23 protein-coding genes and 6 pseudogenes are annotated in these 24756 nt (G+C 61.3%); 18 read left to right on the forward strand and 11 right to left on the reverse strand.

What is annotated here, in order from left to right; all coding sequences use genetic code 11:
* Positions 1 to 185: 185 nt before the first annotated feature.
* Together SO139_RS33005 and SO139_RS33010 are read left to right on the forward strand one after the other, a co-directional pair.
* A complete protein-coding gene (locus tag SO139_RS33005; RefSeq protein ID WP_498541273.1) occupies positions 186 to 1460 on the forward strand; it encodes a DUF892 family protein in 1275 nt (424 codons plus the stop codon).
* Positions 1461 to 1644: 184 nt separating this feature from the next.
* Entirely contained in the window at positions 1645 to 2583 is a 939-nt protein-coding gene (locus SO139_RS33010; RefSeq protein WP_498541274.1) for an arginase family protein, read from the forward strand.
* Between the two features lie 12 nt (positions 2584 to 2595).
* Here SO139_RS33010 and SO139_RS33015 read toward each other — a convergent pair whose 3' ends face one another.
* A complete protein-coding gene (locus SO139_RS33015) occupies positions 2596 to 3381 on the reverse strand; it encodes an SDR family NAD(P)-dependent oxidoreductase (protein ID WP_498541275.1) in 786 nt (261 codons plus the stop codon).
* Between the two features lie 130 nt (positions 3382 to 3511).
* Here SO139_RS33015 and SO139_RS33020 point away from each other — a divergent pair, with 130 nt between their 5' ends.
* The 3 genes from SO139_RS33020 to SO139_RS33030 all read left to right on the forward strand — a co-directional run bounded on the left by SO139_RS33020 (position 3512) and on the right by SO139_RS33030 (position 6113).
* Entirely contained in the window at positions 3512 to 4687 is a 1176-nt protein-coding gene (locus SO139_RS33020; protein WP_498541276.1) for a zinc-dependent alcohol dehydrogenase, read from the forward strand.
* Positions 4687 to 5805, forward strand: coding sequence for a DUF305 domain-containing protein (locus tag SO139_RS33025; RefSeq protein WP_498541277.1), 1119 nt, complete (start codon positions 4687 to 4689; stop codon positions 5803 to 5805). Before SO139_RS33020 ends, SO139_RS33025 begins: the two co-directional genes overlap by 1 nt.
* Before the next feature lie 83 nt (positions 5806 to 5888).
* The gene (locus tag SO139_RS33030; RefSeq protein ID WP_498541278.1) at positions 5889 to 6113 is read left to right on the forward strand and encodes a con-10 family general stress protein; all 225 of its coding nucleotides are present in this window, start codon (positions 5889 to 5891) and stop codon (positions 6111 to 6113) included.
* 103 nt (positions 6114 to 6216) lie between these two features.
* Here the strand turns inward: SO139_RS33030 and SO139_RS33035 are convergent, their stop codons facing one another.
* The 8 genes and pseudogenes from SO139_RS33035 to SO139_RS33070 form a co-directional block, all read right to left on the reverse strand.
* Complete coding sequence (locus tag SO139_RS33035; RefSeq protein ID WP_498541279.1) at positions 6217 to 7239, reverse strand: ATP-dependent DNA ligase; 1023 nt, start codon at positions 7237 to 7239, stop codon at positions 6217 to 6219.
* A 442-nt stretch (positions 7240 to 7681) separates the two neighbouring features.
* A pseudogene (locus SO139_RS33040) lies at positions 7682 to 8835 on the reverse strand (YihY/virulence factor BrkB family protein).
* A gap of 59 nt (positions 8836 to 8894) precedes the next feature.
* Positions 8895 to 9395: pseudogene (locus tag SO139_RS33045) on the reverse strand (YciE/YciF ferroxidase family protein).
* Between the two features lie 61 nt (positions 9396 to 9456).
* Positions 9457 to 9771, reverse strand: a complete 315-nt coding sequence (locus SO139_RS33050; RefSeq protein ID WP_498541280.1) for a hypothetical protein — start codon at positions 9769 to 9771, stop codon at positions 9457 to 9459.
* Positions 9768 to 10395, reverse strand: a pseudogene (locus SO139_RS33055) (cysteine hydrolase family protein). The gene SO139_RS33050 and the pseudogene SO139_RS33055 overlap by 4 nt, the downstream one beginning before the upstream one ends.
* On the reverse strand, positions 10379 to 10711 hold the full coding sequence (locus tag SO139_RS33060) for a SemiSWEET family sugar transporter (RefSeq protein ID WP_498541281.1): 333 nt from the start codon (positions 10709 to 10711) through the stop codon (positions 10379 to 10381). The pseudogene SO139_RS33055 and the gene SO139_RS33060 overlap by 17 nt, the downstream one beginning before the upstream one ends.
* A 38-nt stretch (positions 10712 to 10749) precedes the next feature.
* The gene (locus tag SO139_RS33065) at positions 10750 to 11148 is read right to left on the reverse strand and encodes a low affinity iron permease family protein (protein ID WP_498541282.1); all 399 of its coding nucleotides are present in this window, start codon (positions 11146 to 11148) and stop codon (positions 10750 to 10752) included.
* Positions 11149 to 11168: 20 nt separating this feature from the next.
* Entirely contained in the window at positions 11169 to 11348 is a 180-nt protein-coding gene (locus SO139_RS33070; protein ID WP_498541283.1) for a hypothetical protein, read from the reverse strand.
* A 289-nt stretch (positions 11349 to 11637) separates the two neighbouring features.
* Here SO139_RS33070 and SO139_RS33075 point away from each other — a divergent pair, with 289 nt between their 5' ends.
* The 4 genes and pseudogenes from SO139_RS33075 to SO139_RS33090 form a co-directional block, all read left to right on the forward strand.
* Complete coding sequence (locus tag SO139_RS33075) at positions 11638 to 12099, forward strand: phosphatase PAP2 family protein (RefSeq protein ID WP_498541284.1); 462 nt, start codon at positions 11638 to 11640, stop codon at positions 12097 to 12099.
* Positions 12078 to 12683, forward strand: coding sequence for a cupin domain-containing protein (locus SO139_RS33080; protein ID WP_498541285.1), 606 nt, complete (start codon positions 12078 to 12080; stop codon positions 12681 to 12683). The genes SO139_RS33075 and SO139_RS33080 overlap by 22 nt, the downstream gene beginning before the upstream one ends.
* The gene (locus SO139_RS33085) at positions 12680 to 13027 is read left to right on the forward strand and encodes a DUF3147 family protein (protein ID WP_498541286.1); all 348 of its coding nucleotides are present in this window, start codon (positions 12680 to 12682) and stop codon (positions 13025 to 13027) included. Before SO139_RS33080 ends, SO139_RS33085 begins: the two co-directional genes overlap by 4 nt.
* A pseudogene (locus SO139_RS33090) lies at positions 13024 to 13448 on the forward strand (DUF3147 family protein); the annotation flags it as partial. The gene SO139_RS33085 and the pseudogene SO139_RS33090, both read left to right, overlap by 4 nt.
* Here SO139_RS33090 and SO139_RS33095 read toward each other — a convergent pair.
* Positions 13445 to 13621: pseudogene (locus tag SO139_RS33095) on the reverse strand (IS630 family transposase); the annotation flags it as partial. The pseudogenes SO139_RS33090 and SO139_RS33095 overlap by 4 nt on opposite strands.
* A gap of 367 nt (positions 13622 to 13988) precedes the next feature.
* Here SO139_RS33095 and SO139_RS33100 point away from each other — a divergent pair.
* The 8 genes and pseudogenes from SO139_RS33100 to SO139_RS33135 all read left to right on the forward strand — a co-directional run bounded on the left by SO139_RS33100 (position 13989) and on the right by SO139_RS33135 (position 22394).
* Positions 13989 to 14321 (forward strand): hypothetical protein, encoded by a 333-nt coding sequence (locus SO139_RS33100; protein WP_498541287.1) that lies wholly within the window; start codon positions 13989 to 13991, stop codon positions 14319 to 14321.
* 337 nt (positions 14322 to 14658) lie between these two features.
* The gene (locus tag SO139_RS33105; protein ID WP_474804451.1) at positions 14659 to 14799 is read left to right on the forward strand and encodes a hypothetical protein; all 141 of its coding nucleotides are present in this window, start codon (positions 14659 to 14661) and stop codon (positions 14797 to 14799) included.
* A gap of 1696 nt (positions 14800 to 16495) precedes the next feature.
* Entirely contained in the window at positions 16496 to 18886 is a 2391-nt protein-coding gene (locus SO139_RS33110; protein ID WP_498541288.1) for a TonB-dependent receptor, read from the forward strand.
* Between the two features lie 45 nt (positions 18887 to 18931).
* Positions 18932 to 19747 (forward strand): tonB-system energizer ExbB, encoded by an 816-nt coding sequence (exbB, locus tag SO139_RS33115; protein WP_498541289.1) that lies wholly within the window; start codon positions 18932 to 18934, stop codon positions 19745 to 19747.
* Positions 19748 to 19751: 4 nt separating this feature from the next.
* Positions 19752 to 20186, forward strand: coding sequence for a TonB system transport protein ExbD (gene exbD, locus SO139_RS33120; RefSeq protein WP_498541290.1), 435 nt, complete (start codon positions 19752 to 19754; stop codon positions 20184 to 20186).
* Positions 20187 to 20245: 59 nt separating this feature from the next.
* Entirely contained in the window at positions 20246 to 20911 is a 666-nt protein-coding gene (locus SO139_RS33125) for a TonB family protein (RefSeq protein WP_498541291.1), read from the forward strand.
* A gap of 38 nt (positions 20912 to 20949) precedes the next feature.
* Positions 20950 to 21306: a hypothetical protein gene (locus tag SO139_RS33130; protein WP_474804469.1), complete on the forward strand. Its 357-nt coding sequence runs from the start codon at positions 20950 to 20952 to the stop codon at positions 21304 to 21306.
* Positions 21307 to 21435: 129 nt separating this feature from the next.
* Positions 21436 to 22394, forward strand: a pseudogene (locus SO139_RS33135) (hypothetical protein).
* 603 nt (positions 22395 to 22997) lie between these two features.
* Here SO139_RS33135 and SO139_RS33140 read toward each other — a convergent pair.
* Positions 22998 to 24161: an IS110 family RNA-guided transposase gene (locus SO139_RS33140; protein ID WP_498541292.1), complete on the reverse strand. Its 1164-nt coding sequence runs from the start codon at positions 24159 to 24161 to the stop codon at positions 22998 to 23000.
* A gap of 184 nt (positions 24162 to 24345) precedes the next feature.
* On the opposite strand from SO139_RS33140, the gene SO139_RS33145 reads away from it, so the two are divergent.
* On the forward strand, positions 24346 to 24711 hold the full coding sequence (locus SO139_RS33145; protein ID WP_498541293.1) for a phage integrase N-terminal SAM-like domain-containing protein: 366 nt from the start codon (positions 24346 to 24348) through the stop codon (positions 24709 to 24711).
* The last annotated feature ends 45 nt before the right edge of the window (positions 24712 to 24756 follow it).

Genomic DNA, 24756 nt, shown 5'->3' on the forward strand with positions numbered 1-24756 from the left:
CGGAGTATCCAGCAAGCCAAGCTTATGGGCGACCAATCGTTCCACGAGCGTGGACACGGCCAACTAGTCTCTGAGCGTCCAACGCTGCGAACGGCATCGACGCCGCGACATTTCAGGCACGAGAGGAACAACCGTAGCGCGTGACTGTTCGAATGAGATCTCCTCTTCTAGCCCGAGGCTTTTCCATGTATCACCACGTCAAGAAGCTGATGTTCACTGTCCGCGTCGATGAGCCGGACCCTCGTTTTGGCAATATGCTTCTTGAACAGTTCGGCGGTGCCAACGGCGAACTTGCGGCCGCGATGCAATATTCGATCCAAGGACTCAATTGCGAAGACCCTGATCGTAAGGACCTTCTGATGGATATCGGCACCGAAGAGCTGAGCCATCTGGAAGTCGTCGGCACGCTGGCCCGCATGCATCTCAAGCCGGCCAAGTTCGATCGCCAGGCGGCTGAGGCCGATCCGCTGATCGCGATCGCAGGTGGCGGCGGGGTGAACCTCTTCAACTCCCAAGGCAATCCCTGGACCGCCGACTACCTGAAGATCACCGGCGAACTCGACGTCGACCTGCGCAGCAATATTGCTGCCGAAGCGCGGGCCAAGATCGTCTACGAACGCCTGATCAACTTCACCGACGACGCCGGCACCAAGGACGCCTTGCAGTTTCTCATGACCCGCGAAATCACCCATATGAAGGCATTCTCGCTCGCCCTGGAGAGCATGAGCAAGCCGGCGTTCAGTATCGGCCGCATTGCGCCGACGCCGGGCCTCGTTGATCAGTTCTTTAACGACTCCACCGGCACCGGCGATCATGGTGAGATCGACACCCGCGGGCCCTGGAACGAGGGCGGCGAATGGGTCTTCACGGAATCGCCAGCCATCCAGGCCGGGGAGCCCGGTCCCGCGTCGGCTATCGTCACCGAAAGCTCATCGCCGGTCGACGAGGCCGGGCTTGGCGATCTGCTGATCGACGAGCTCCGCGATATCCTTCACGCCGAGAAGCAGTTGACGAAGGCGCTTCCGAAGATGGCGGAAGCGGCGCGGTTCGATCAGTTGCGCGAGCTGTTCGAACAGCATCTCGGCGAGACGGAAACCCAGATAGAGCGCATCAATGAATGCTTTGAGCTGCTTGGCAAGGCCGCACGCGCCAAGCCCTGCAAGGGAATGATGGGCCTTGTCGAAGAAGGTCAGGAAATCATGACTGAGGGCGAGGAAAAGGAAGACGCGGCGGCCGACCTCGCTCTGATCGGTGCGGCGCAACGCGTCGAGCATTATGAGATTGCCGGCTACACAACAGCGCGCAATCTCGCCCAGCAGCTTCGTCATAGCGCTATCGTCAGCCTCCTGTCGAAGTCGCTGGCGGAGGAGGAAAACGCCGATCAATTGCTCAATCAGGTCGCACGGTCCCTTATGTCGGTCGCGAAAATGCCAGCTGTCGTCGAGCAGACCGAACAATAAGCGGTGACGGCGATCCCGGGCAGTATCACGGTGATTGCCGCAGCTGTCCTTTTGGGGCGATCGCCGTGCCACTGCTGTTAGTCGGAAGCGCTGTGTGCCGTCGATCGTTCCTCACCCTGATGGACAGAGCTATCTCGTTGAAGAGGAACGTGGCGCCGCGGACCAGGGAGGTGAGACAAACCCGATGACACATCCGGTTACTCCCGCCACCCTTCTAGGCCTTCCCGCGGCGACCACCGACACGCTCTCAGGCGCGGATGTTGTGATCTTTGGTGTGCCGGATGCGACGCCGCATGTGCCCGGCACCACCAGTCAGGCCGCCCGGGCTCCTTCGGCGCTTCGTGAAAGCACTGAGCAAATTGCGCGGGATCCATTGCGTTGGGATTTCGATCAGGATGGCCCCTTGATACCGGGAGGACTGCGGGCGATTGATCTTGGCGACCTTCCGACCAATCCGGCGACACCGCAGGAGAACCGCTCGCTGATCACGTCCACAACTGCGAGCATTCTGAAGGCGGACGCCGTGCACATGCTAATTGGCGGCGATGACTCGGTGCCCATTCCTTTCTTCGCGGGGTTCGAGCCGTTTGGCCCGCTCACCATTCTGCAGATCGATGCGCATCTCGACTGGCGGGACGAGCGCGCCGGTCTCAAGCATACGTTTTCGAGCACCATGCGCCGGGCCAGCGAAATGCCGTGGGTGGAGCGGATCATCCAGGTAGGACAGCGCGGCATCGGGGGCTCGCGCGCGGAGGACCTAGCCGCCGCACGGGCCTGGGGCGTGAAGCTGTTCAGTGCAGCTTCGGTACGGGGACATGGCGTGCAAGCCATTCTCGATCATATCCCGCCGGGCAGCCGTTGCATCGTTACCCTCGATTGCGACGGTCTCGACCCGGCTGTCATTCCCGCGGTGCTGGTCCCACAGCCGGGTGGTCTCGGCTACTTTGATATCGTCGAGCTTCTGCATGGCGTTACGCAGCGGGCGCGGATCGTTGGTTTTGATCTCGTGGAGCTGGTGCCGGACGCGGACGTGCGAGGTCTGGGCGTGCTTGCAGCCGCACGCATCCTCTGCGTTACTCTCGGATGCATTGCACGTCAGCGGTCTACCGCAAAAAGTGAATGAATGGTGATGCCCCTAGGACTTCGCGGTTCCGGGCTCGGCTTGTTTGCGATGCTGCTTGGCTAGCGTTTCAGCTGGCGTCACATTGGCGATGGCGGACTGGATCTTGTTCTTGAGGCCGGTGACGACATCGCCCTCGCCATTTATCATCGCCTCGAAACCCTTACGGGCAACCATCGCTGCATCATCCTTGTCCTCGGAGCCGACTTTGGTGTCGAGCATCTCCGCGCGGGCGAAGAATTGCGTTTCAGTCGCGCCTGGCATGAGGCAGGTGACAGTGACCTTCGTGTCGCGCAGTTCCTCGCGTAGCGCAAAGGAGAGGGAGTTCAGGTACGACTTCGATGCGTTGTAGACGGCCTGAAAGCTGCCCGGGGTGAAGCCGGCGATCGATCCGGTGATAAGGATCTGTCCCTCATTGCGCCGGCGCATATCCTGGCCCATGCGATGGAGCAGATACGTCGTACCCATGACGTTGGTGTCGATTACCTGACGGATACGCGCCCAGTCCTGGTCCAAAAAGGCATGGCCCAGACCGCGACCGGCATTGGCCATCAACACGTCGACCTTGCGGCCTTGAGCAAGCTCATAGAGCTTGTCGACGCCTTCAACGGTAGCGAGATCGGCTTGCAGCGCTACCACAGCGATGCTGTTAACGTCTTTGCGCAGCGCTTCCGCCGCCGTCTCGATCCCGGGCTCGTCCGCGGCGACGAGAAGGTCGTACCCTTTTGCGGCGCAAAGCCGGGCAAGCTCAAAACCAATGCCCGTTGAGGCACCGGTCACGATCGCAAACTGTCCGGCCATCGGCGCATTCCCTCTCGTCTTTTACGTGGCTTTGAGCCTAATGGGGGACAGAGGAGACCGTTCCTAAGCGGCGGAGGAACCAGCCGCATTATTGAGGCTTGGTTGGTCGCGCAACCTTTGGAGGCGGTCCATGAAAGCCCTCACTTGGCACGGCAGGAGCGACGTTCGCTGTGAATCCGTTCCCGATCCCAAGATCCAGGACGGACGTGACGCTATTATCAAGGTGACGGCCTGCGCGATCTGTGGCTCGGACCTGCATTTATTCGATGGCATCATGCCGACTATGGAAAAGGGCGACGTGCTCGGCCACGAGACCATGGGCGAGGTTGTCGAGGTCGGCAAGGATAACAAAAAGCTCAAGATTGGCGACCGCGTCGTGGTTCCATTCACCATCGCTTGCGGGGAATGCTTCTTCTGCAAAAACGGTTTCTTCTCAGGCTGCGAGCGTTCCAATCCCAATGCGAAAGAAGCCGAGAAAACGTGGGGGCATTCGCCGGCGGGTCTGTTTGGCTATTCGCACATGCTGGGCGGATTTGCCGGTGGTCAGGCCGAATATTTGCGCGTGCCGTACGCCGATGTCGGACCTTATAAGATTCCCGACGGCCTGAGCGATGAACAGGTCCTGTTCCTGTCGGATATCTTCCCGACCGGCTACATGGCGGCAGAATTCTGCAGCCTCAAAGGCGGAGAGACGGTTGCCGTATGGGGATGCGGCCCGGTCGGGCAGTTTGCGATCAAGAGCGCAATTCTGCTCGGGGCCGAACGGGTGATCGCCATCGACACGGTGCCCGAGCGGCTCACGCTCGCCATGCAGTCGGGCGCAATCACGCTGGATTTTATGAAAGAGGATGTCTATGAGCGCATCCAGCAGCTCACGCAAGGCCGCGGCGCGGACGCCTGCATCGATGCGGTCGGTACAGAGCCCGAGACCATGGCAAGCAAGGACTCGATGGTTGACCGCATCAAGGTCGCAACCTTCATGGGGACTGACCGCCCGCATGTCTTGCGGCAGGCCATCCAGTGCTGCCGCAACTTTGGTACCGTCTCCATCGTCGGCGTCTATGGGGGCATGCTCGACAACATCCCGATGGGCAGCGCCATCAATCGCGGTCTTACCTTCCGCATGGCCCAGACGCCTGTTCAGCATTACTTACCCAAGCTTTTGCAACGCATCGAGAAGGGCGAGATCGATCCAAGCTTCGTCATCACCCATCGTGCGACCCTCGAGGAGGGTCCCGAACTCTACAAGACATTCCGAGCCAAGCGGGAGGGCTGCATCAAGGTTGTGATGAAGCCGTTCGGGTGATGGAAGAGCGCGCCGCGAAGCCACTGAAGTCGCACTGGCTGGCGGCCGCTCAGCTCGGGCTTGTCAGCAGTACATTCTCGACCCTCATCAGTCAGCTTGCGGCATCACAGTTGGGGCGGGACGCGACGGTTGACTGGATGACGGTCGCTGCTATTCCCGGACGCGACGCCATGCTCAGTTCTGTGCCCACAGCACAAGCCATCGCACTCGGCATCGCCTTTCATCAATGGGCGGACTTCTCCTGGGCGCTGGTATTTTTTGGCGTTTTTGGACGCTGGACGAGCCGTCTCGCGCCAGGCACTATTGGCTGGCTGGCCATTCCGTGGGCTGCCTTGACCTCGGCAACGGAGTGGTTCGGGCTGGTGCCACTGTTCCCGTTCTTTCAGCCGATCTTCACCTTGCAACAGCCCTACTGGATCGGCTTTCTCGTCCATCTCTCGTCGGCTTTGATCTATCCCCTCTTCGCCTGGTTGCGTTGGCCCTTCGGTCGCGCGCCGGTCACATCTGCAGTGCGCTTCGCCAAGCGCTGGGCAGCGGGGGCGCTCCTGGTGCTTGCAACGATAGCCCTCGTTGCCGTGGCTGATCGCTTGGGTTGGCCGCTACCGATCTCCAGCCGCGATGTGGCCAACGATCAGCGCTACATGCGCCATATGCTGACGCATCACGAACAAGGTATTGAACTCGCCGAACTCGGCCAGCGGCGTGCGAGGGATCCACATCTGCGCGCACTCGCGGCCCTGATGGTTGCCAGCCAGGCGGGCGAGAATCGTATCTTCGAGCATTGGTGGCGCGGTTGGTTCAGCGAGCCAATGGAGGTCTGCTCTGGCGAGGAGCGGGCGGCTATGCCCGGCTATCTGATGCCGGCACAGATGGCGGATGTGCGGAAGGCGGCGGATGAGGACTTCGATACCATCTTTATTCGGCTGATGAGCCTGCATCATGCAGGCGCCGTCCATATGGCGGATAACCAATGGCATTCTTCTGGCGATCCCCGCTTGCGGCTAATGGCGCATGCCATACGGCATGAGCAACAAGGCGAGATTGCTCTGATGAACGACGTCAAGGGCCTCGAAGCCGTGCGACAGGCGACGCGCAACTTGCTGGCCAACAATCTCTGACCAACCTTAATCTTTCTCTCAGGAACGAGCGTCAGATCGCGCGATTAGCGCTATGGGCCGGGCAACAAAGAAGGAGAATATGGATGGCAGACGAACAACGCGATGGGTCCGGAAATTTCGCCAACGATCCGCAGCGCGCATCGGAAGCAGGTAAGAAGGGTGGCGAGCATAGAAGCGGCCAGGGTCAGCAGACGCAGGGCGGAAGCAAGCCCGACCAGCAGGGCGGCAGCTCGACCGACAATCCGGGCAACTTCGCCAATGACCGCGAAAAGGCCAGTGAAGCCGGCCGCAAGGGCGGCCAATCCTGACAACTTCGAGCACTGAAAACCAAGCGACGTCAACAAGACGTCCGGCCTCGTATTTCTTGAAATCAGCGGCATGTGTCTCACCGCGCGCACTTCTCAAGCCGTTCTATCCGACAGCTTTCAAAGATTGCTTGGCTGCCTTCTGCCGAAGCTGATCCATGCGGCATTGCAATGGCTTCTTGTCGGGGCGCCAGCGCACGAGCTTCGTGCCGTGACGAAACCGACCACCCGAGACGTGGTCGAATGTCACTTCGACGACATAGGTCGGACGTACGGCTGTCCATTCAGCAGATCGCTTCGTTGACCCCCGGCTTGGAGCGCCGGGTGTATTGCCGGTGAAGCTCTGCGAGATAACGATTTTCTCCAGCCGGTCGGTGAGAGCCAGTCGATCGGACGATCGGATGCCGGACGTAAATCCGACATGATGCAGCAGTCCGTCCTTGTTGTAGAGACCAAGCAACAATGAGCCGACCACCTTGCGATTGCCCAGCTTCTTCTTTTCGGCGTAACGAAATCCGCCGACGACGCAATCGGCCGACCGAAGAAGCTTGATCTTCTGCATGCCGTCTCGGGTACCGCCTCGATAGGGCAGATCGAGGCGCTTTGCGACGACGCCGTTATGATCCTCGTTCACGGAATTGAGCCAAGCCTCGGCGTCTGCGATGTTGCGGCTTGCCGGCGACAGCCGAAAGACGCCGCCGACCTCGAAAGCTTGCCGCGACAGTCTTTCAAGGGCGGCACGGCGTTTCATAAGTGGCAGCTCGAAAAGGTCTCTCTTGCCAGATCGCAACAAGTCAAAGACGATAAAGATCGCGGGCATCTCCGCGGCGAGGCGCTTGATCCGGCTCGCCGCCGGATGGATGCGCTGAAGCAAGGCGTCGAATGAATAGCCGCCGTCCCGTTCAACGATCAGTTCACCGTCCAGAGTAAGCGCGTTCGGCGACAATGTGGTCGCTGCTGAAGCAATTTCTGGGAAATAACGAACAAGGTCGCGGCCGCTCTTCGATTGCATGCTGATCTGGCTGCCATCGCGGATCAAAAGACAGCGGAAGCCATCCCACTTCGGCTCATATTGCCATTGCGCCCCGCGCGGCAATTGGGCGGCGGATTCGGCTTCCATGAGTTGCATGCGAGGTTCAAGCCTCCGGGGTGTTGTAGGACGAGGGACGGCACTCAACTGGCCTCGTGTCTCGTGTCCTGCGGCGCCGCCGAGCCTAAGGGACCATGAGTTCTCGAACCGTCATCCGGACGGCGATCGAGAGACTTCTCGAGCTTTTGTGCTGCCCGAAAGTCTTCGAGGTGCTGGATATTCGGGCCAAGAGCGGCCTCTTTCTTGAGAAGATTATGAATTCGTCCCGCCACAAGCTGCAGATGTCTTATCCTGGCCCTGCGGCATCGATCTCGCCTTGCAAAGAGCTCGGACGGTGTAGGCCCGGAAATAGTCAAAAGCGTCTGACATGTCGGTAGAACGCCGACGACAGTCTTTTGTTCTTTCGGTAAGCGGTTGGTGGCAAAAACAAAGATTGTTGCAAGCGCTGGTCGGTCGCGATCTGGCTTCGAGACAGTACCTTTTAGGCAGCTTCCTTCGCACCGATGGTGTCGGCCATCCGGGCTCCTCTCGTGCCAAGGGGCTTCGGCGCACCCGTCGTGGTGTCCCGCGCCGTCTGGTGCTCCATCTCAGCGTTGAGCTCCGCGCCGAGCAGGATAACGATCGCGGAAATCCAGAGCCAGGTCATGAAGCCGATCACGGCGAGCGATCCATAGGTCTGGTTGAACGTGCCGAAATTGGCCGCATACCAGGAGAACAGGCCGGAGGCCGCGAGCCAGAGCAACGTGGCTGCCGAGCTGCCCCAAGTGATCCAGTGCCAGCGCGGCGCTTCGCGGCTGGGTCCAAAGCGGTAGACGGGCGAAAGGCCACGGTGATCGCGACGAACATCGCAGGCCAACGAGCGATCCGGATCAGAAGGTCGACGAAGCTCGACAGGTAGAGATAGTTGAGCACGACCGGTACTGCGACGACGGCGGCAAGCGCCGACAGCACGAACACGATCCCGGCCACCGTGAAGGAAAGAGAGATGGCGTTCAGCTTGAAGAAGCCGCGCTTTTCCTGTTCGCCGTACACGATGTTCAGTGTGTCAAAAAGGGCCTTCATCGCAGCGTTGGCGCTCCAGAGAGAGATGACCAGTCCTACGGCGAATGTCAGTCCGAGAGTGCGGTCCCCTTTCGAGCTCACGCGGGTGAGCTGCTCGCGCGCCACGTCGATGGCGCCGCCTGGCACGAAGCTCGCGATGTCGTCCAGATGCTTCGCGATGCTGCTGGGATCGGTGAAGATCCCGTAGATGGCGACGAGGGCGGCCAGCGCCGGGAAGATCGCCAGGATGCTGTAGTAGGTCATGCCAGCCGCCAAAGCCAGGATGCGGTGGTCGCCGATGTTGGCATAGACCCGCCATAAGATGTCCTTCCATCCTTTCGCGGGGATTTCGGCGGGCGTTGTGGCCTGACGTCCGCGGTCCTCTCCTTCTACCGCGAGGCCCGCCGGAGAGGTATCCCGCTTCGCGTCGGATAGCGGAGGAAGATCCTCGGACGGCTTCCGTCGATCATCCTTTTGGTTGGTTGGTACCAAGCGCTCGATCAGAAATGCGGTCGCCATCAGCCCGAGCGCCGTAGCGATGCTCAAGCCATAGAGGCCGGTTCGCGAGCGGCGCCCTATCTTCTTGTCGTCCATCTCTCCTCCGCCCGCGAGGGCCGCTCACGTGCTGATCACGGCCTCCTCTATGAGCGCGCTTACGCGGCTTTCTGGTTGACGCTCCGCAGCGCCATTGTGTTGAGCTTCTGGTCGGTCGCCTTTTCCTCATCGAGGTTCTGCTGCAGGACCGAGGCGCAGTCGTCGCGGCCGAGCATTTTCGCCCAGGCGATCAGAGTGCCGTAACGTGTAATCTCGTAGTGTTCAACGGCCTGGGCGGCGGCGATGAGCGCCGCGTCGCGGACCTGCTTGTCGTCGAGGTCACCGGCGACATCGCTCGCTTCCTCCAAGATGCCGTCGATCGCCGGGCAGTCGACTCCTTGGATTTCCACGCCGTGCATCTGGAAGACCTTTTCGAGCCGCGTTATCTGGCCCTTGGTCTCGGAGAGGTGGGTCTGGAAGCCGTTCTTGAGGCCGGGGTCGCTCGCCTTCTCAATCATGTCGGGCAGATTTTTTCGATCTGCTGCTCGGCATAGTAAATGTCCTTGAGTGTGTGCACAAATAGGTCGTTAAGCGTTTTGATGTCCTGTGAAGAAGCCCATGGTGTCCTCCTGCGTTGGGGTCGCCCTGCAAACCGCTGGCGCCGAGGACTGTTCCTAAGCGTCACAGCGTGACGATTTCCTGGGCGCGGACGACGATTTCCTCCTGCCCGAGCTCGGTCTCCAGCCTCTCACGCAGAGCGCGCCGGTAGTCGGTGAGAAGGTGGTCCGCCATAACTTCGACGATCGCAATACTGTCGCGCTCAGTGCCGCCGCCGCGCTGCCACAGGTCTTGCCCCGGCGTGCGGACGAAGCTGGTGGTCTCACCGAGCGTGTCGGTGAGCTCTTTGAGAAGATGCTCAACCCATTCCTGCGGTACCCTTTCGCCGCGGCCCGTCCCCTTGGGCAGTAGGATCTGCACGAGATAGGAGGCGGTCATGCCAGAGGTCTTGTGGCGCTGCCGGGCCAGGCGGCGAGAAGAGTTTCCGTCGTCACGCACTCGACCTGCTGCCCGAACCTGTTCATGTAGATGTTCATCATGGAGTCGTGGGTCTCGTCGGCGGAACTGCAAAGTGCATCGGTCACGAGAATGACCCGGAAGCCCAATCGACCGCGCCCAGTACCGTGGCCAGGACGCAGACGTCCGTCTCGCCGCCGGTGACGATAATGGTATCGACAGACGCGGTTCGCAGAAGGGCGTGTAGATCGCTCCCGGTCCAGGGCGAATAGACGTGCTTGTCGTAGGTGCGGGCTGGCGGAACGAAGCGGGCAAGCTCCGGCACCAGATCGATCATGTCCGGTCATTGATGGTCATCGAGCTCCAGCGCTCGTAGTAGCGTCGCCACATCCCGGAACCCTCACCGGGATTTTTCGCCGGGATGAAACGGGTGAAGGTCGTGCGTTCGGCATGTGCCGCCGTGATCTCGACGATGTTCGGCAAAACGCGCGAGAGCCATGGCATCTTCCATTTCGTCCGCTCAGCGAACATGCGCTGCATGTCGACGCAGATATGGATCGCACTGGCGCTGGGAGGCCCGTAGCTCAGCTCACCGTCTTTCGACATGGCTCCCTCCTCGAGCGACTGCCTCAATCGAGGGACGCGGTTGTCGTTCCTGCGTCGGCGAGAAGTCGCGGACCTTGCAACCGAGAACGATGCCGGCGAGCGTGGCGCGGACGAGGTTCGAGCCTACGACGACCCAATCTCCCTGCATGACGCCGTAGACGATCCAGAGCGAAAGACCAAGCGTCAGCGCGGCCAGCATGCTCAGCGACAGGTCCGCCGTGGATCCGCGAGGCCAGGCCTTCCGGACCTGGGGCACGTAAGACAGCGAGGCCAGGAACGCGGCGACACCGCCGATGTAAGGGGCTAGGCTAGACACGGGGCGAAAACGACAGGCGAACGCCCGCCGTTCCTATTCTAGCCAGCCCGCTTGAGGACCTCGACTTTGGCGCTCTCGATGTCCTCGTCCGGACCCTCCTCGATGCCAGCGATCTGGTTCCGCGCATTCTTGGTGGCGAGGATCAGCTCGTCCAGCTTGACCTGCAGCGCCAGCGTGTCGCGGTTCTGCGTTGCCTGGATGAGGAACACCATCAGGAAGGTCACGATGGTCGTGCCCGTGTTGATCACCAGCTGCCAAGTGTCGCTGAAGCCGAAGAGGGGACCTGTCACGGCCCAAACGACCACGACGGCGACGGCAAGCAGAAAAGTCGCCGGCCGGCCCGAAACGCGCGAGGTCGCGACGGCCAGGCGGGCGAACCAGCCGCCCTTGGATGGCGAAGTCGACGAAGCATTCCCGACTGGCAGGTTGGCGCGCATTTTCTTTGCTCTCCTTGAAGCTATTTTGGCTCGACCTTGAGCTTGGGATCGCTTGGAAGAACCTTCGCACCGGCCTGGGCGGCAGCTTGCTCGGTCGTGACGCCGGAATCGGCGGGGACTGCGCCGGAGTCCTTTCCGCCAATCAGCATGTAGCTGGTGGCGAGACTTGCCGCAATCACGGCCCGCTCGCTATCAGCCAACGCGAGTTTCGCTTCTTTCGCACGATCCCTCCGAACGCATTTCCAATGCCGGTCCGCGGCAGGGGTTCCTGGGGAATGAACTTGGCTTCTGCTGGAACGTTGTGATGGCAACTGCAACTCGAACGAGGCACTGCGGGCACCCAGGAATGCCGCTGCGGACGAGGTGATGGCCCACTGTGAAGCCGACAAAGACAGACGTTAAGATTGCGCGGACAGTGGCGCGCAACACGACCCATCGCGCGGAGACCGTATCACGCGGGCTGACGTGGGAGCGGACGAGAAGATTCTGTTGGCCTTGGCGGTCGCCGGCTGGGTCGCGTCACGGGGCAGATCGGAGGGGCTGGAGCGCGCCGGCAATCATGCACTCCTCGTCACGGTCGTAGCCTCCCTGCTGCCGCACGGCCTTAAGTCGGTGTTCGATCAGACCCGCCCGGACCGCAGGACGGTGCTCGGCCACGTGCATGGCGTCTCGTTCTCTGGCCAACGCGAAGACGCTTTCCCGTCGGGGCATGCCCTGCACATGGGCGCACTCGCGTCCGCGGCGGGCACGCTGCCGCTCCAACCGCGACGAGCGATCCGGACGCTGGCTGTCGGCCTTTCCCTGACGCGGATCGTCGTGCTGGCGCACTGGGCGAGCGATGTCATCGCGGGCTTCGCGCTTGGCGCTTTCATCGAACGACTGCTCAGGTTCTGGACGGGCTATCCGATGCGATCGGAAGGAGGAAGATCATGCCAATCCTTGAGGACGTGAAGGAGTATGTGCAGCGCGCGACAGGCTTGGGGCGTCCGGGCAAGGACGAAGCCGCAAGTCTGGTCCGGCCAAGAAAGCCACATACGGTCCGGTTCAAAGACGATGGACTCGTTCCCAATCATCCGCGCTGGCCGTTGGTTATCTACAAAGGCGCCGTCGATGTCGGTGACGGGCACGATCCCGCGGCCGTCATGGAAGACCTCTTCGAGGCCAACGGCTGGGGCGACACGTGGCGCGACGGCATATACGACTATGTTCATTACCACTCGCGGATCCATGAGGTGCTCGGCATCAGCCGCGGCAGGGGCCGCGTGCGCTTCGGTGGCAGCAAGGGCCGGGTATTCACGCTCAAGGCCGGCGATGTCGCGGTCCTGCCGGCCGGGACCGGTCATCAGTGTCTCTCGGCGGACGAAGACTTTCTGGTCATCGGCGCCTATCCCCCGACCGGCACCTACGACGAGTGCACGACGATCGAGGACCGCCCGCGAGCGCTGAAGACGATCCCAAAGGTGCCGGCGCCGCGTAAGGACCCGGTGTACGGTGCGAGCGGCCCGCTTTTGAAGCTTTGGAAGAAACCGAAATGACCGAGTACATGATCCGCTTCCTGGTCGGCGGGGCCGTGGTGTCGGCGTTCGCTATGCTGGGAGACGTGCTGAGACCCAAGAGCTTCGCCGGCCTGTTCGGGGCAGCCCCATCGGTCGCGCTCGCCACGCTCGGCATCGCGATCTACCAGCATGGCGAATCTTATGCAGCATCGCAGAACCTTTCGATGATGGGCGGTACCGTCGCGCTCGCAATCTACAGCATCGTCGTTTGCCAACTGCTGATGCGAGCGCGTATGCGGGCGCTGCCGGCGACGCTGTTATCGATCATAGTCTGGTTGGCGGCCGCTTTCGGACTATGGTGGCTCGCGGGAGGACAGGCATGACGACCCCAATTCGAATTTCGCTGTCATCTCTGCGTGAGAGCCGCTGGTACGAGTACGTGATCCGCTTCGCGCTCGGCGGAGCGGCGACTCTCTTCACCGGTCTCATCAGCAGCCGCTATGGAGCCTCGGTCGGCGGCCTTTTCCTGGCGCTCCCTGCGATCTTTTGCGCCAGTGCGACGCTGATCGAGAAACACGAGATCCGCCGCAAGCGGGCGGCTGAACTTTCCGGCGAGCGGCGAGGACAAGAGGCGGCCGCCCTCGACGCCGCCGGCGCCGCTTTAGGTGCTGTCGGAATGCTGGCATTGCTTTCGTGTTCTGGCTGCTGGTGGAGCGCAGCGTCGGCGGCGCGTTCGTCGGGGCGTCGCTGGCCTGGCTATGCGTCTCGGTGGCGGCCTGGTTTGCACGGCGCAAGTTGCGCTCAGTAGCCACAGACTTGCTTGGCAAGCCATCCGCGCATCGCAGGATCGCGCGGCATCGCTCAGATAGCGACCGGGCAACACGATGACGACGAACTTGCCTCTCTAGGTACGTGCGCTCCTGCGGACTGAGCACTAACGGCGCGATCGGCCGGCCTCTTACACCTGGATTCCCCACAAGCGCTCTCCTCTACAAAGATTCGAGCTATCAACTAATGTGACGAACTTGCGTTCCAGATGACTAGCCCATGCGCCCTATGCGCGGCAATAACCAGCACTATCCTCACGCGTCAGCGCGACGATGTCACAGCGCGGCCTTTGCCCGCGGCATTTAACGCTCGCCATTGGCTCGGCGCGGGCGTAGGGTCGCCGGCATCACCGCACGTTTTCAACGGCTTCGACCGGTGACTGAGGGTCACGTATGCTCAGGCCGAAGGCTTCGCAGGTGCGTTCGATGTCTCGTTTTCGCATTTCGGAATGGATCGTGCCGCCGGTGATAGTTGCACTATCGCATCTGCATCTTGTGCGCGGAGCCGTGGTCCTTAATGGCTGGGGCAAAGACGCGTGCCCTATCTGGTCAGCGGGACCAACGAATACGCAGCTCCAATATCGGCCGCGGCACCGCGATGGTCGCGCTGCGCCTCGCACGAAAACTGCTGCGCGAAGGCTGCATGGACGTCAGGGTCTGTACCCCACGTGGACGGGTGCTGCAGCCGGATGAATTCGACGAACTTGAGAGCGACATGGCGAAGGGCCAGCAACGCAGCAATCGCGAAGCCAAGAAGCCGAAGAAGGAAAAAGCCAAGGTGATCGCCGCGGCGCCGAGCCGCAAGGAAGCCGCCTGGCAGCCGGATTTCGGACCTGCAAAGAAGAAGTAGCAAGGAGACGAGGCTAGCAGGCAGAGCGAGGCTCTGTGGACGTCTGAATCGACCTCTCACCAGGCGTTATCCGATTGGCGGCTGGGCCGCTCAGTCGATCCATCAAGCAGTCCTGGTCGAAGCAGCTCTGGACCTGGTGCGCGGGGTTGGTCGCGACAGCTTTCGCGTTTGAAACCAACCGGCCTTAGACGCATTTAGCCCGTGAGGGAGGCGTCTCGCCACGGGAGAGCGATTGGAATGGCGCGATCTTTCAAGAGAGGCGCCTATCTCATCCGTCTTGACAGACGACCGGACCAATAGGCTTTGGGTTGCCGCGGGATCCTCTCCCGAGGATACGGTGGGCCTGGTTCTAAACGCCATTCCGGAGGGCTGGTCCGCCTCGCCGGCACTGGAACAGTTGGCCTCCGCCGAGATCGACGGACTCAATCTCAAACAGGGCGAAGTGCACGAGATCACCCACACGATCCGCGTGTGTTGACGGCTAATTTTGAGCCAGTTGATACTGTTGGGTCGGTTGTACCGCCCCATCAAATAAAAGGCTGGCGCGCCGGGAAATAAGAGCGCAGGCTCACCACATCACCGGCCGTGGCACTGTCCCGTAGGCGTCGGTGGCTGAGAGACCGATTGTGCTCCCGCCTGCAAGGCAGAGGAGCACGCCGTGTCGATCTATTCGTATGATCACCAAATCCTTGCACGTTCCAGGGAAGTCATTCGCGAATCGCTCGAGCTGCTCAGATGGAGCGAGGCGTGCGTTCGGCAGCATAGAAACAATCACATAGGTGAAAGCGTGGAGCTGGAAAATGGCACACACTTCGCTGATGCAGCGGACCACGAACGATCTTCTGACGAGAGCGGAAGAAGCCATCGCGGAGGCGAAGGCTCTTCGCCATGAGCGCGAACGCATCTTGGCTACGGCAAGAATATGGACGCGCGCTCCTCAGATCGCCTTGCGGCAGCTCCAAACTGAAGCTTATGGAGAAGGTGGCTTCACGATCGGTCCCACAATCAGGCGGTAGCTTGGGACCCAAGCACTGTTCCAGCTTTCCAATGTGTCGCCGCAATAAACGCACTCGAAGCTATTCACTTCCCGTGTTGGCGCCATTGACTCGGTGCGACGGTAGACGGCGCCGCATTTGCAATTCCGATGCTGTTCTTTCATTCAGCGGACGTACGCCGATTTGTGCCTAGCGCCTATCTCGACAATGGTAGATAATGCAAGCTCCAAGACGGATTGCAGCATGGACCATAGGATGGTCACGGCGCACTTGGAAATGGCCCGTTCGCCCGGCAACGTGAAATCGTCGCCAAGATCAAGAAGCGCGGCGGCGACTCATCCTATGCAGAGATGCTGCTTCGACGACAGATTGTGCGTGAATGAGCGTCACCGGACTGCGGGGTGCCATCACGACTAAAGGCTGGATTGGCTCATGAGCGAGGTCCCGATCACAGGGTCGGGGCCGCGGCCCAATAGGCGTGGTGCCTGCACGGCATGCGGCGACCGGCCACGCGTCCCGACCTGCGGGAAGGCAGCGAGAACAGCTCAAATTGCGTGCACGGCTCGCGCCGAAATCCTGGCCGAGTATGACAGGAACCCTGGTTGACCCTACTGCCGAGTCGGATAGGATTGTGGCCCCAGAGAATGGAAAGAAGGCGACGGTCGCGCTTCGCATGCGCTGGTTCCGGGATCATGTCAGACAAGGCTCATGGCTCGCGCTCCTTGCGATTGCCATTAACTTTGCGCTGGCCTTTGGTCACGTTCACGCCATTGGCGGCCCGGGCTCAGGTCCAATCCAAGTTGCCCTCGCCGCGTCAAGCACGCCGGACAATAGCGATCAGACGCCAAACCATCCTGCTGACGGTGTAGACTATCTCTGTCCGATCTGCATCGCCACCGCGGCGATGGGGAACGCCCTGGCTGCGACACCACCTGCGCTACCCGTTAGCTTTGCCGACGTGTCGATCGACCGCCCGATCGAGCATGAGTACGCAATCCCTCAGCCGCCACGCGCGGCCTTTCAGTCCCGCGGACCACCGATTTCCTGACGCCGCTGCCTCGCTCGCGTAGCGCAGTACCAAAAGTGCTGTCGCCATCGGCCGAGGTTCCGTCGCTCGCCACACGGCTTGTGTCGCCCTTTTGGCCCCTAGCGTGTGAATCATCTCAGTCAGGAATCTTCATGTATTCCGCCTGTTTGCGCATCCCGCAGCTCCTATCCGCGTCCACACTTGTGCTGGTTGCAGTGTCATATGCGCCTGCGCTCGCGCAAGCCGGCGCCGCCTCGCCGACGCCGCAGCCATCCACTTCCCCTTCCGTGCCCGAAACGCCGGCTCCGACCCAGCCCTCACCGCAGCAAAGCCCCCCGGCTGCGGAACAGCCCCCGCCGCCTCCGCCTCAAGCGCAGGGCGGCAACGTCCTGCCCGAGACGCGCGTCGTGGCGCCGGCAGAGCGGCCGCGGCCGCGCACGAAGCCTCCGCGCGACGTGGCGACCAATCGGCCTCCCGCATCGACTCCGCCCACACAGCAGCAGGTCGTCGCGCAGCAGAACCAGAAGTTCGACGCGGCCCGGCAAAACATTTTCCCGCCGATCGGGGCCGGCTCCTACCAACTGAACCAGCAGGCCATCGAATCCCTGCCGCAGGGTAACAACACCACACTGGACAAGGCGCTCTTGCAGTTCCCGGGCGTGCACCAGGATTCGGCGGCGAGCGGCGAACTGCATGTACGCAACGAGCATGCCAATCTGCAGTATCGCATCAACGGCATCATGCTGCCTGACGGCGTCGGCGGCTTCGGACAAATCCTCGACACAGGTATTGTCGGCAATATGGCGCTGCTGACGGGCGCGCTGCCGGCGCAATATGGCCTGCGCACGGCCGGCGTGCTGGATATTACGACCAAGGCGGACGCGTTCGACAATTCCGGCAAGGTCAGCGTCTATGGCGGCAGCCACCAGACCATCACGCCGTTCGCCGAATACGGTGTCACGGTGGGACAAACGCAGTATTACGTGTCGGGTCGCTATCTCTACAACAATCTCGGCATCGAGAATCCGACGCCCGCAAATGAGGCCATTCACGACCGCACGCAACAGGAAAAAGGCTTTGCCTACGTCTCGACGGTGCTCGACCCCAACAGCCGCATCACCTACATCGGCGGCATCTCAAACGCGCTGTATCAGATTCCCAACAATCCCGGTCAGCCGTCCAACTTCCAGTTGGGGAACATAACCAGCTTCAATTCAGCACTTCTCAACGAGCGGCAGTCCGAACTCAATCAGTTCAACGTCGTGGCCTACCAGCACTCGGCCGAAGGAATTGACTACCAGCTTTCCTACTTCAACCGCTACAGCCAGCTCCACTTCTGGCCCGACCCGATCGGTGACCTGCTCATCAACGGCATTTCATCGGGCGTGTATCGTCAGAGCTACGTCAATGGCATCCAGGAAGACACAGCCTGGCGCATCGCCGACGCGCATACGCTGCGGTTCGGGTTCACCACCAGCGCCGAGCGGTCCCTGGTCACCGGCATCAACACCACATTCCCGGCCGATCCGGTGAACGGTGGTCAGGCGTTCGACCCGACCACGGGCGCACCGCTTCCACCCGTCACGATCTACGATTCCTCAAGCAAGCTCGGTTGGCTGTTCGGCGCCTATGTGCAGGACGAATGGAAGATCACCAACAATCTGACCCTGAACGCCGGCTTGCGCTTCGACCAGATGTGGCAATATGTCGACGCCAATCAGTTCAGCCCACGCATCAGCCTGACCTGGGTGCCTCAGGACGGCACCATCGTCCATGCCGGCTACGCGCGAACCTTCACGCCGCCGCAGCAGGTGATCGCGGCGCCGACCAACATTGCGCTGTTCCAGGGCACGGTGGCTGCGCCCGCGGTCACCCTGAGCGATCCGGTGCTGCCGGAACGGGCCAATATTTTCGATGCCGGCGTGGTTCAGAAGATCTGGCCGATTCCCGGCCTCGAAGTCGGCCTCGACGGCTACGTCAAGCTGGCGCGTGATCTGCTCGATGACGGGCAGTTCGGCCAAGCCTATGTGCTCAGCGGCTTCAACTATGCGAAGGCGAACAATATCGGCCTCGAATTCAAGGCGAGCTATACCAATGGCAATCTCAAGCTCTACGGCAATGTGGCCTGGGCGCGCCAGCTCGGCACCAATGTCGTCTCGAACCAGTTCCTGTTCGATCCGGACGAACTGGCCTACATCGCGACCCACTACATCTTCACCGACCATAGCCAGTGGGTGACGGCTTCGGCCGGTGCCTCCTATCAATGGTACGACACGAAGTTTACCGCATCGATGATCTATGGCAGCGGACTTCGTTCCGCCTTCGCCAATACCGATCACGTGCCGTCCTACACCCAGGTCAATGTCGGCATGTCGCACGATTTCTATCTCGTCGCGCCGAACAAACCGACCACGGTGCGGTTCGACGTCGTGAACCTTTTCGACAAGATCTACGAAATCAGGGACGGGTCCGGCATCGGCGTGTTCGCGCCGCAATTCGGACCGCGGCGCGGTTTCTTCCTCGGCATCTCACAGAAGATATGAGCGGGAGCAGGGGTGATTCAAAAGGACAACAGAAAAGAGAACCATATGCCTGATCGCAAATCACGGGTGAAGTCTGGAAATTTCGCCCGCATCGTCACGCTGACCATCGCGAGCCTTGCACCGTTCGCGATGTCGACGGCTGCACTGGCGCAGGCGGACACCTCAAATCCGCTGCTGCCCCGGAATCTCTCGCCCTGGGGCATGTTCCTCAATGCCGACATCATCGTGAAGGCGGTGATGATCGGGCTCGCGTTTGCGTCGCTCGTGACCTGGACCGTCTGGCTTGCCAAAACGATTGAGCTGGCGGGCGCGCGGCGGCGGGCCCGCCGCCGCACCAGGCTGTTGGAAAGCGGCGGCAGCCTCGTGGAGGCGGTCCGCGCCTGCCGTAACGACAGGGACGCCGTCGCCCAGCTCATCCTCACCACCGCGCGCGAGGCCGAACTGTCCGACGGCATCGTCGACGACGCGTTCAAGGAGCGCGTCGCCTTGCGGCTGGAGCGCGTGCAGGCGGCGATGACACGGCAGATCTCGCGCGGCACGGGCCTGCTCGCCACGATCGGCGCGACGGCGCCGTTCGTCGGCCTGTTCGGCACGGTGTGGGGCATTATGAACTCCTTCATCGGCATTTCAGAATCCCACACCACGAATCTCGCGGTGGTGGCGCCGGGTATCGCCGAAGCACTACTCGCAACCGCCATGGGACTGGTCGCCGCGATCCCCGCCGTCGTGATCTACAACCACCTGGTGCGGGTCATCGGCGGCTACCGCACCCTATTGGATGACGCCTCGGCGCAGCTCCTGTTGATGATCAGCCGCGGACAGCACGGCCGCGCCGCGATGCTGTCACGGGCCGCGGAGTGACAGCATGGCCATACGTCTTGGACAACGTTCGGGCAGCGACGATCTCGAAATCCAGCACGAAATCAACGTCACGCCGTTCATCGACGTCATCCTCGTGCTCTTGATCATCTTCATGGTGGCGGCACCGCTTGCTACTGTCGACATCGGAGTCAACCTGCCCGCCAGTACCGCGCCGGAGCAGCCGCGGCCGGACAAGCCCGTTTTCGTGACCATCAAGCCGGACGAGACCATTGCGGTTGGCGAGACCTTGGTGCCGCGCGCGGAGCTTTCGGCCGCGCTCGATTCCGCCACCAACAATCATAAGGACGAATCGATTTTCGTCCGCGGAGACAAGACCCTCAGCTATGGCGCGCTCATGGAGGTGATGAACAGCCTGCGCGACGCCGGATATCTCAAGCTCGCTTTGGTCGGTCTGGAAACGCCGGCAGCTAAGCCATGAACGCGTTTGCACTGCATCTGCCAGAACGGCGCGGACTTTCCCGCTGGACATTTGCCGGCGTGACGATCCTGATGGCGCACGCGGCGATCGTGGCCACGGTTGCGTTTTGGTATGCCCGCAGGCCGGTCGAACCGAACATCCTGCCCGCCATCGCAGTGACACTGGCGCCGGTCGAAAGCAGTTCGCCCGAGATCCAAAACCAGGACATCGCCGTCGGGCCAACCATGCAGCAGGCCGAGGCCGCGCCACCGGAACCGCCCAAGGTCGAGGAGAAGCAGGAAGAGCCGGTGGTGCAGCCACCGCCGCCAGCACAAGACGCGGAAGTCACGCTGCCAAAGGTCGAGAAGGAGGTGGACGAACCGAAGCCGCTGCCTCAACCGCCCGCGCTGGAAACCCGCGCGCCGCCAAAGAGCGAGCATATCGGACAGTTCACCGAAGCAGGCTCAAACGCCTATAACGCGCTGGTGTTCGGCCATCTGCAAAAGTTCAAGCGCTACCCGTCGGCCGCGCGCGGCAAGTCAGGCACGGTCATCGTAAGATTTATGTTGAACCGCGCAGGCGATGTGATCGCCAGCACTGTTACGAAGTCGTCCGGCAACGATGTACTCGATCGCGAGGCGATCGAGATTCTTCGACGCGCGAGTCCCTTCCCGGCATTCCCTGCGGCCAAGCCGGGCGCGCAGGATACTTACATCGCGCCGGTGAATTTCGCCCGGTCCAGTTGAAGGCGCCGGCGCCTTGTCGCACTTGACGGAAGTGTCGAATGACAGTCCGGACCTTGTTGCTGGCTCTTTGCCTTCTGATTTGCAGTGAACTGCCCGCTGTTTCCAAAGGCAGTGCCGCAAATAAAGAGGATCCTTGGGATGCTCGTCATATAGGCAATTTGCCCGCTGAGGTCAGACAATACATCACTGGAATCTGCAAAGGACCGGCCCGCGCCCAGCATGACTTCGCAACCTACTCACCGCACGAAAAGCGCTGGCGAATAAACCTTGAGTACCTTCAATGCAACGGCCTTGGCGAATACCGTCGAGGAAACCAATGTCTGGACGTGGATTTCGTTGAAATGGGCTCGCACTTTCGTGTTGCCTCGAAACAGTACAGAGATTGCGGCTACTAAAAGCCCGCGAAGACAAATGTTCTCGGCGGCGTTCCGTTCCGACCAGAGCGGCAACAATGCTTTTAAGGGTAAGGTTAGCATGCCGACTGTGGAGGCGATCCGTTGCGGTCAGGATTGAGCTTTCTCAAGATGGTTGGTCTCAGCGTCACAATGGCCGCGGGGCTGGCAGGATCCTTTGCAGCGGAGCAAACGTCAGAAGTTCCGGCCTGGCTGCGAGGCCATATTGGCGAAGGCGACGGGCAGATCGCGCAAGTGGTCCTACAGAGGGCGCGCGCCCCCTATCTGAGAAGGGTGAACGAAGGCGTCGTTAAAATCCCTGCTATTTTGCCATGGACGCGACGCGCCCCAACGATTTAGGCAATGGCAGATTGGGCACCCGGTTTTACGTTATTTGCGAAGCCGACCGGTCTTTTCGTGCGATTTCCGCAGGGCACGGCAGCGGTCGCAATTTGAAGGGTGTTGCTGATTTCGCAAATGGCAGAGAGTGCGCGAAGAATTTTGGCAATGCCATGGATTCGTACCTGACGACCGGCGGCGCCTACGTGACAGGTGAGACAAAAACGTCGTTCAAAGGCTACTATCGTGTGTCGACGAAACAAGATGCGGCCTTGACGCGCTCGTTTGTTCAGTTCGATGGCGAAGACGAGACCGCCAACGCCAGACCGCGCGCCATCGGTGGACATGCGGCCGTCACACTGAAGGACATATGTCTTCGAAAGGATCCACGTAGTCCATATGCGAACCACAACGGTTACGTTCCATTTGGGACTCTGGTGGACTACGCCGGGGGTCGCAGGGATGGCTGCACCAGTTGGTCGCCGTCTGACGCCCAGCAAATCGTTCCGCTGTTGAAGGACGATCCAACGACGGTCTACATTTATCCGGGATCCCACGACATCGAGGCGGTCGCGCAAGCCGCTGCAACTCGCCAGTCGCTGTCGCGAGCGGGGCTGTATTGGAACGCCTTCTGCTTGAAGCAGATCGGCACTCCGAAATTCTGGCCGAAAGAGGTTCTCGAACCGATCCTCGCTCGATACCACAAGGATCCCGAGCTGCCCGCACGGTCGCCTCCGGTTTGCAAGCCGTGAACTTGTTTCCTCGTTTCTCCAGTGGCTTATCGAATTCCGCAACGGGTCACGAGCGTCGTCCTCAGCAATGGACGGCTGCCCGTCAACTTCCGCTATGCTTTGTTAGCGACCGAGATCGTGCGACGGTGCAATATGTTGCGAAGGGCCAAAGGACTTGTATGGGGCGACTGGTGTCAAGGCTGTTCGTTATTGGCCATCTCCTTGTTCGGCCGGGCTGCGACATCTCCTCGTCCCGACCAGCTTTTTGCTAGGCTGCTGCGCGGAGCGGCGGTCAAGGATGACCGAAGGCCATAGCGGAGCGACTTGCCCTTGACGGCCGCGAACTTAGCGGCAGACTTGCGCGGTCGGGTTGGCAGCTGAGACGATACCGGGGGGAGCTCGCCATCGTGCGCGCAGATCGCGCGCCACGAGCTTGTATTCGGCCGACCCGAGAGGGTCGCAACCATGATGCAGTCATGCGCATCGGCGGCGAAGCTCCGAGACGGCGGGCCCATTCTAAACCGCGGTACAAGGACCATAGTCCAACATCGGGTTGCCGCCACCTCGGTTCATCAGCTGCAACTTGGCGTCGATAAGACGCTAGGGCCGCAGCAACCAATTTCCCTATGCGGCGGGGCGCAGCAGCAGACCTGCCGGCGTCTCGCCGGTTGTCACGAGCCGCCAGAGCGCAATGAGGAGCTTGCGCGCGAGCGCCACGATCATCGTCTTGCGCGTGCCGCCGCGGGCATCGGAAGTTCGCTTCCGATACCACGCGGTCAGCGCGCTGGCCTTCTGGTGCACCAGATGACCCCAGGCGAGCTCGATCATTCCGCGGCGCACGCGGGCATTGCCCGCTTTGGCAAGTCCTCGCTCGCGTCGTCTTTTGCCGCTTTCGTCAGGGGCACCGGTGAGGCCGGCATAGCGCGCGAGGGCTTTACGATCCCGGATGTTGCGCGAGAACACCTCCTGCACGAGCATGTCCGCGGTCTCAATGCCGACGCCAACGACGCGTGCGAGCAGCCGTACCATCGCATGGCGTTGCTCGTTGGGCGCTCCCGCCAAGCACTTGGCACGGGTTGTCTCGATTTCCTTGATCTGTTGCTTGACGAAGCGAAGGCGGTCCATGTCGCGCCGCAGTTCGGCCAGTGTGTTCGCCGGAACGGCCGCACCCTCCGGCGTGCGTAAGGCCTCCAGCCGGCTCGATGCCTGGGCGAGATTGGGCCGGAAGTCGCGAATGCCGAGGCGGGCGAGATTAGCCCTCACGCGATTGATGATGCGTGTGCGCTCCCCGACCAAGCTCTGGCGCTCGCGGCCCGGCCGTTTCGTATCCTCGTCTGCGAGAGTGCGGATCGCCGCCATGCTGCAATGCTTCGGTTCGCCGCGCAGCCAACCGAGAAAGGCGCGTTTGAGCAGCTCAGTGTCGAGCCGATCTGTCTTCGCCCGCCGGTGCTCACGCGACACCGGGACGCTCGACGGGTGGATCACGTAGGCCTCGATCTGTCGCGCTCGCAGCCAGCGTGCTAACCAGAAGCCATCGCGGTCGGCCTCATAGGCGACGACGATCCGTTTGATCGCGCGTTCAGCCTGCACCGCTTCCTTCCGCCAGCGATGCAGAATCTGCAGGAGCGCATCAGGGTCCGGGCTGAGCTTCTTCAACGGATTGCGTTCAAGTCCCGGCACAATACCGGCCACCAGCCAACTCGACTGGCCCATCTCGATCACGGCGATCACTGTTGCGTCTTGCTCAAGGGTGATAAGGCATCTGCTCAGGTCGTTCTGCTTCGCCATGGGACGCTCCATCGCTTTGTTGCCGCGACGATGGTGCCATTGTCTCGCCGCGCAGCCCATAGCATCTAAACCGCTCGCGCGGTAGGGCGGCCGGGCTGGCGACACAGCCAAGAGGATAGCGCCACGGGGCGTCCTGTCTTGAGATGAGGGGTTCGCAACCTTCACTCAAAACAGGAGCATCCCCGTGACCGACGAGGCAATGAGCCCGTTGCGTCGGCGCATGATCGAAGACATGACGATCCGCAAGCTCGCGCCCAAGACCCAACACGACTACGTGCAAAGGGTCAAGAACTTCGCCGCGTTTCTCGGGCGATCGCCGGATACGGCGAGCTTCGAGGACGTGCGCCGCTACAAGCTGCATCTGGCGGCGAGCGGGGTCGGCGTGCCGACCATCAACCAGACTGTCTCCACGTTGCGGTTCTTCTTCCGGATCACGCTGAAGCGCCACGAGATCGTGGAGCATACCCATGTCATTCACGAGTCGCGCAAGCTGCCGGTGGTGCTCAGCATCGAGGAAGTGAACCTCCTCCGAATTGATGGACACCTGTAGTAGGCTCGAAGAGCCAGGAGGTGTCGGATGGAAGGACGTCAACGT

It is taken from the genome of Bradyrhizobium sp. UFLA05-89 (assembly GCF_059803475.1).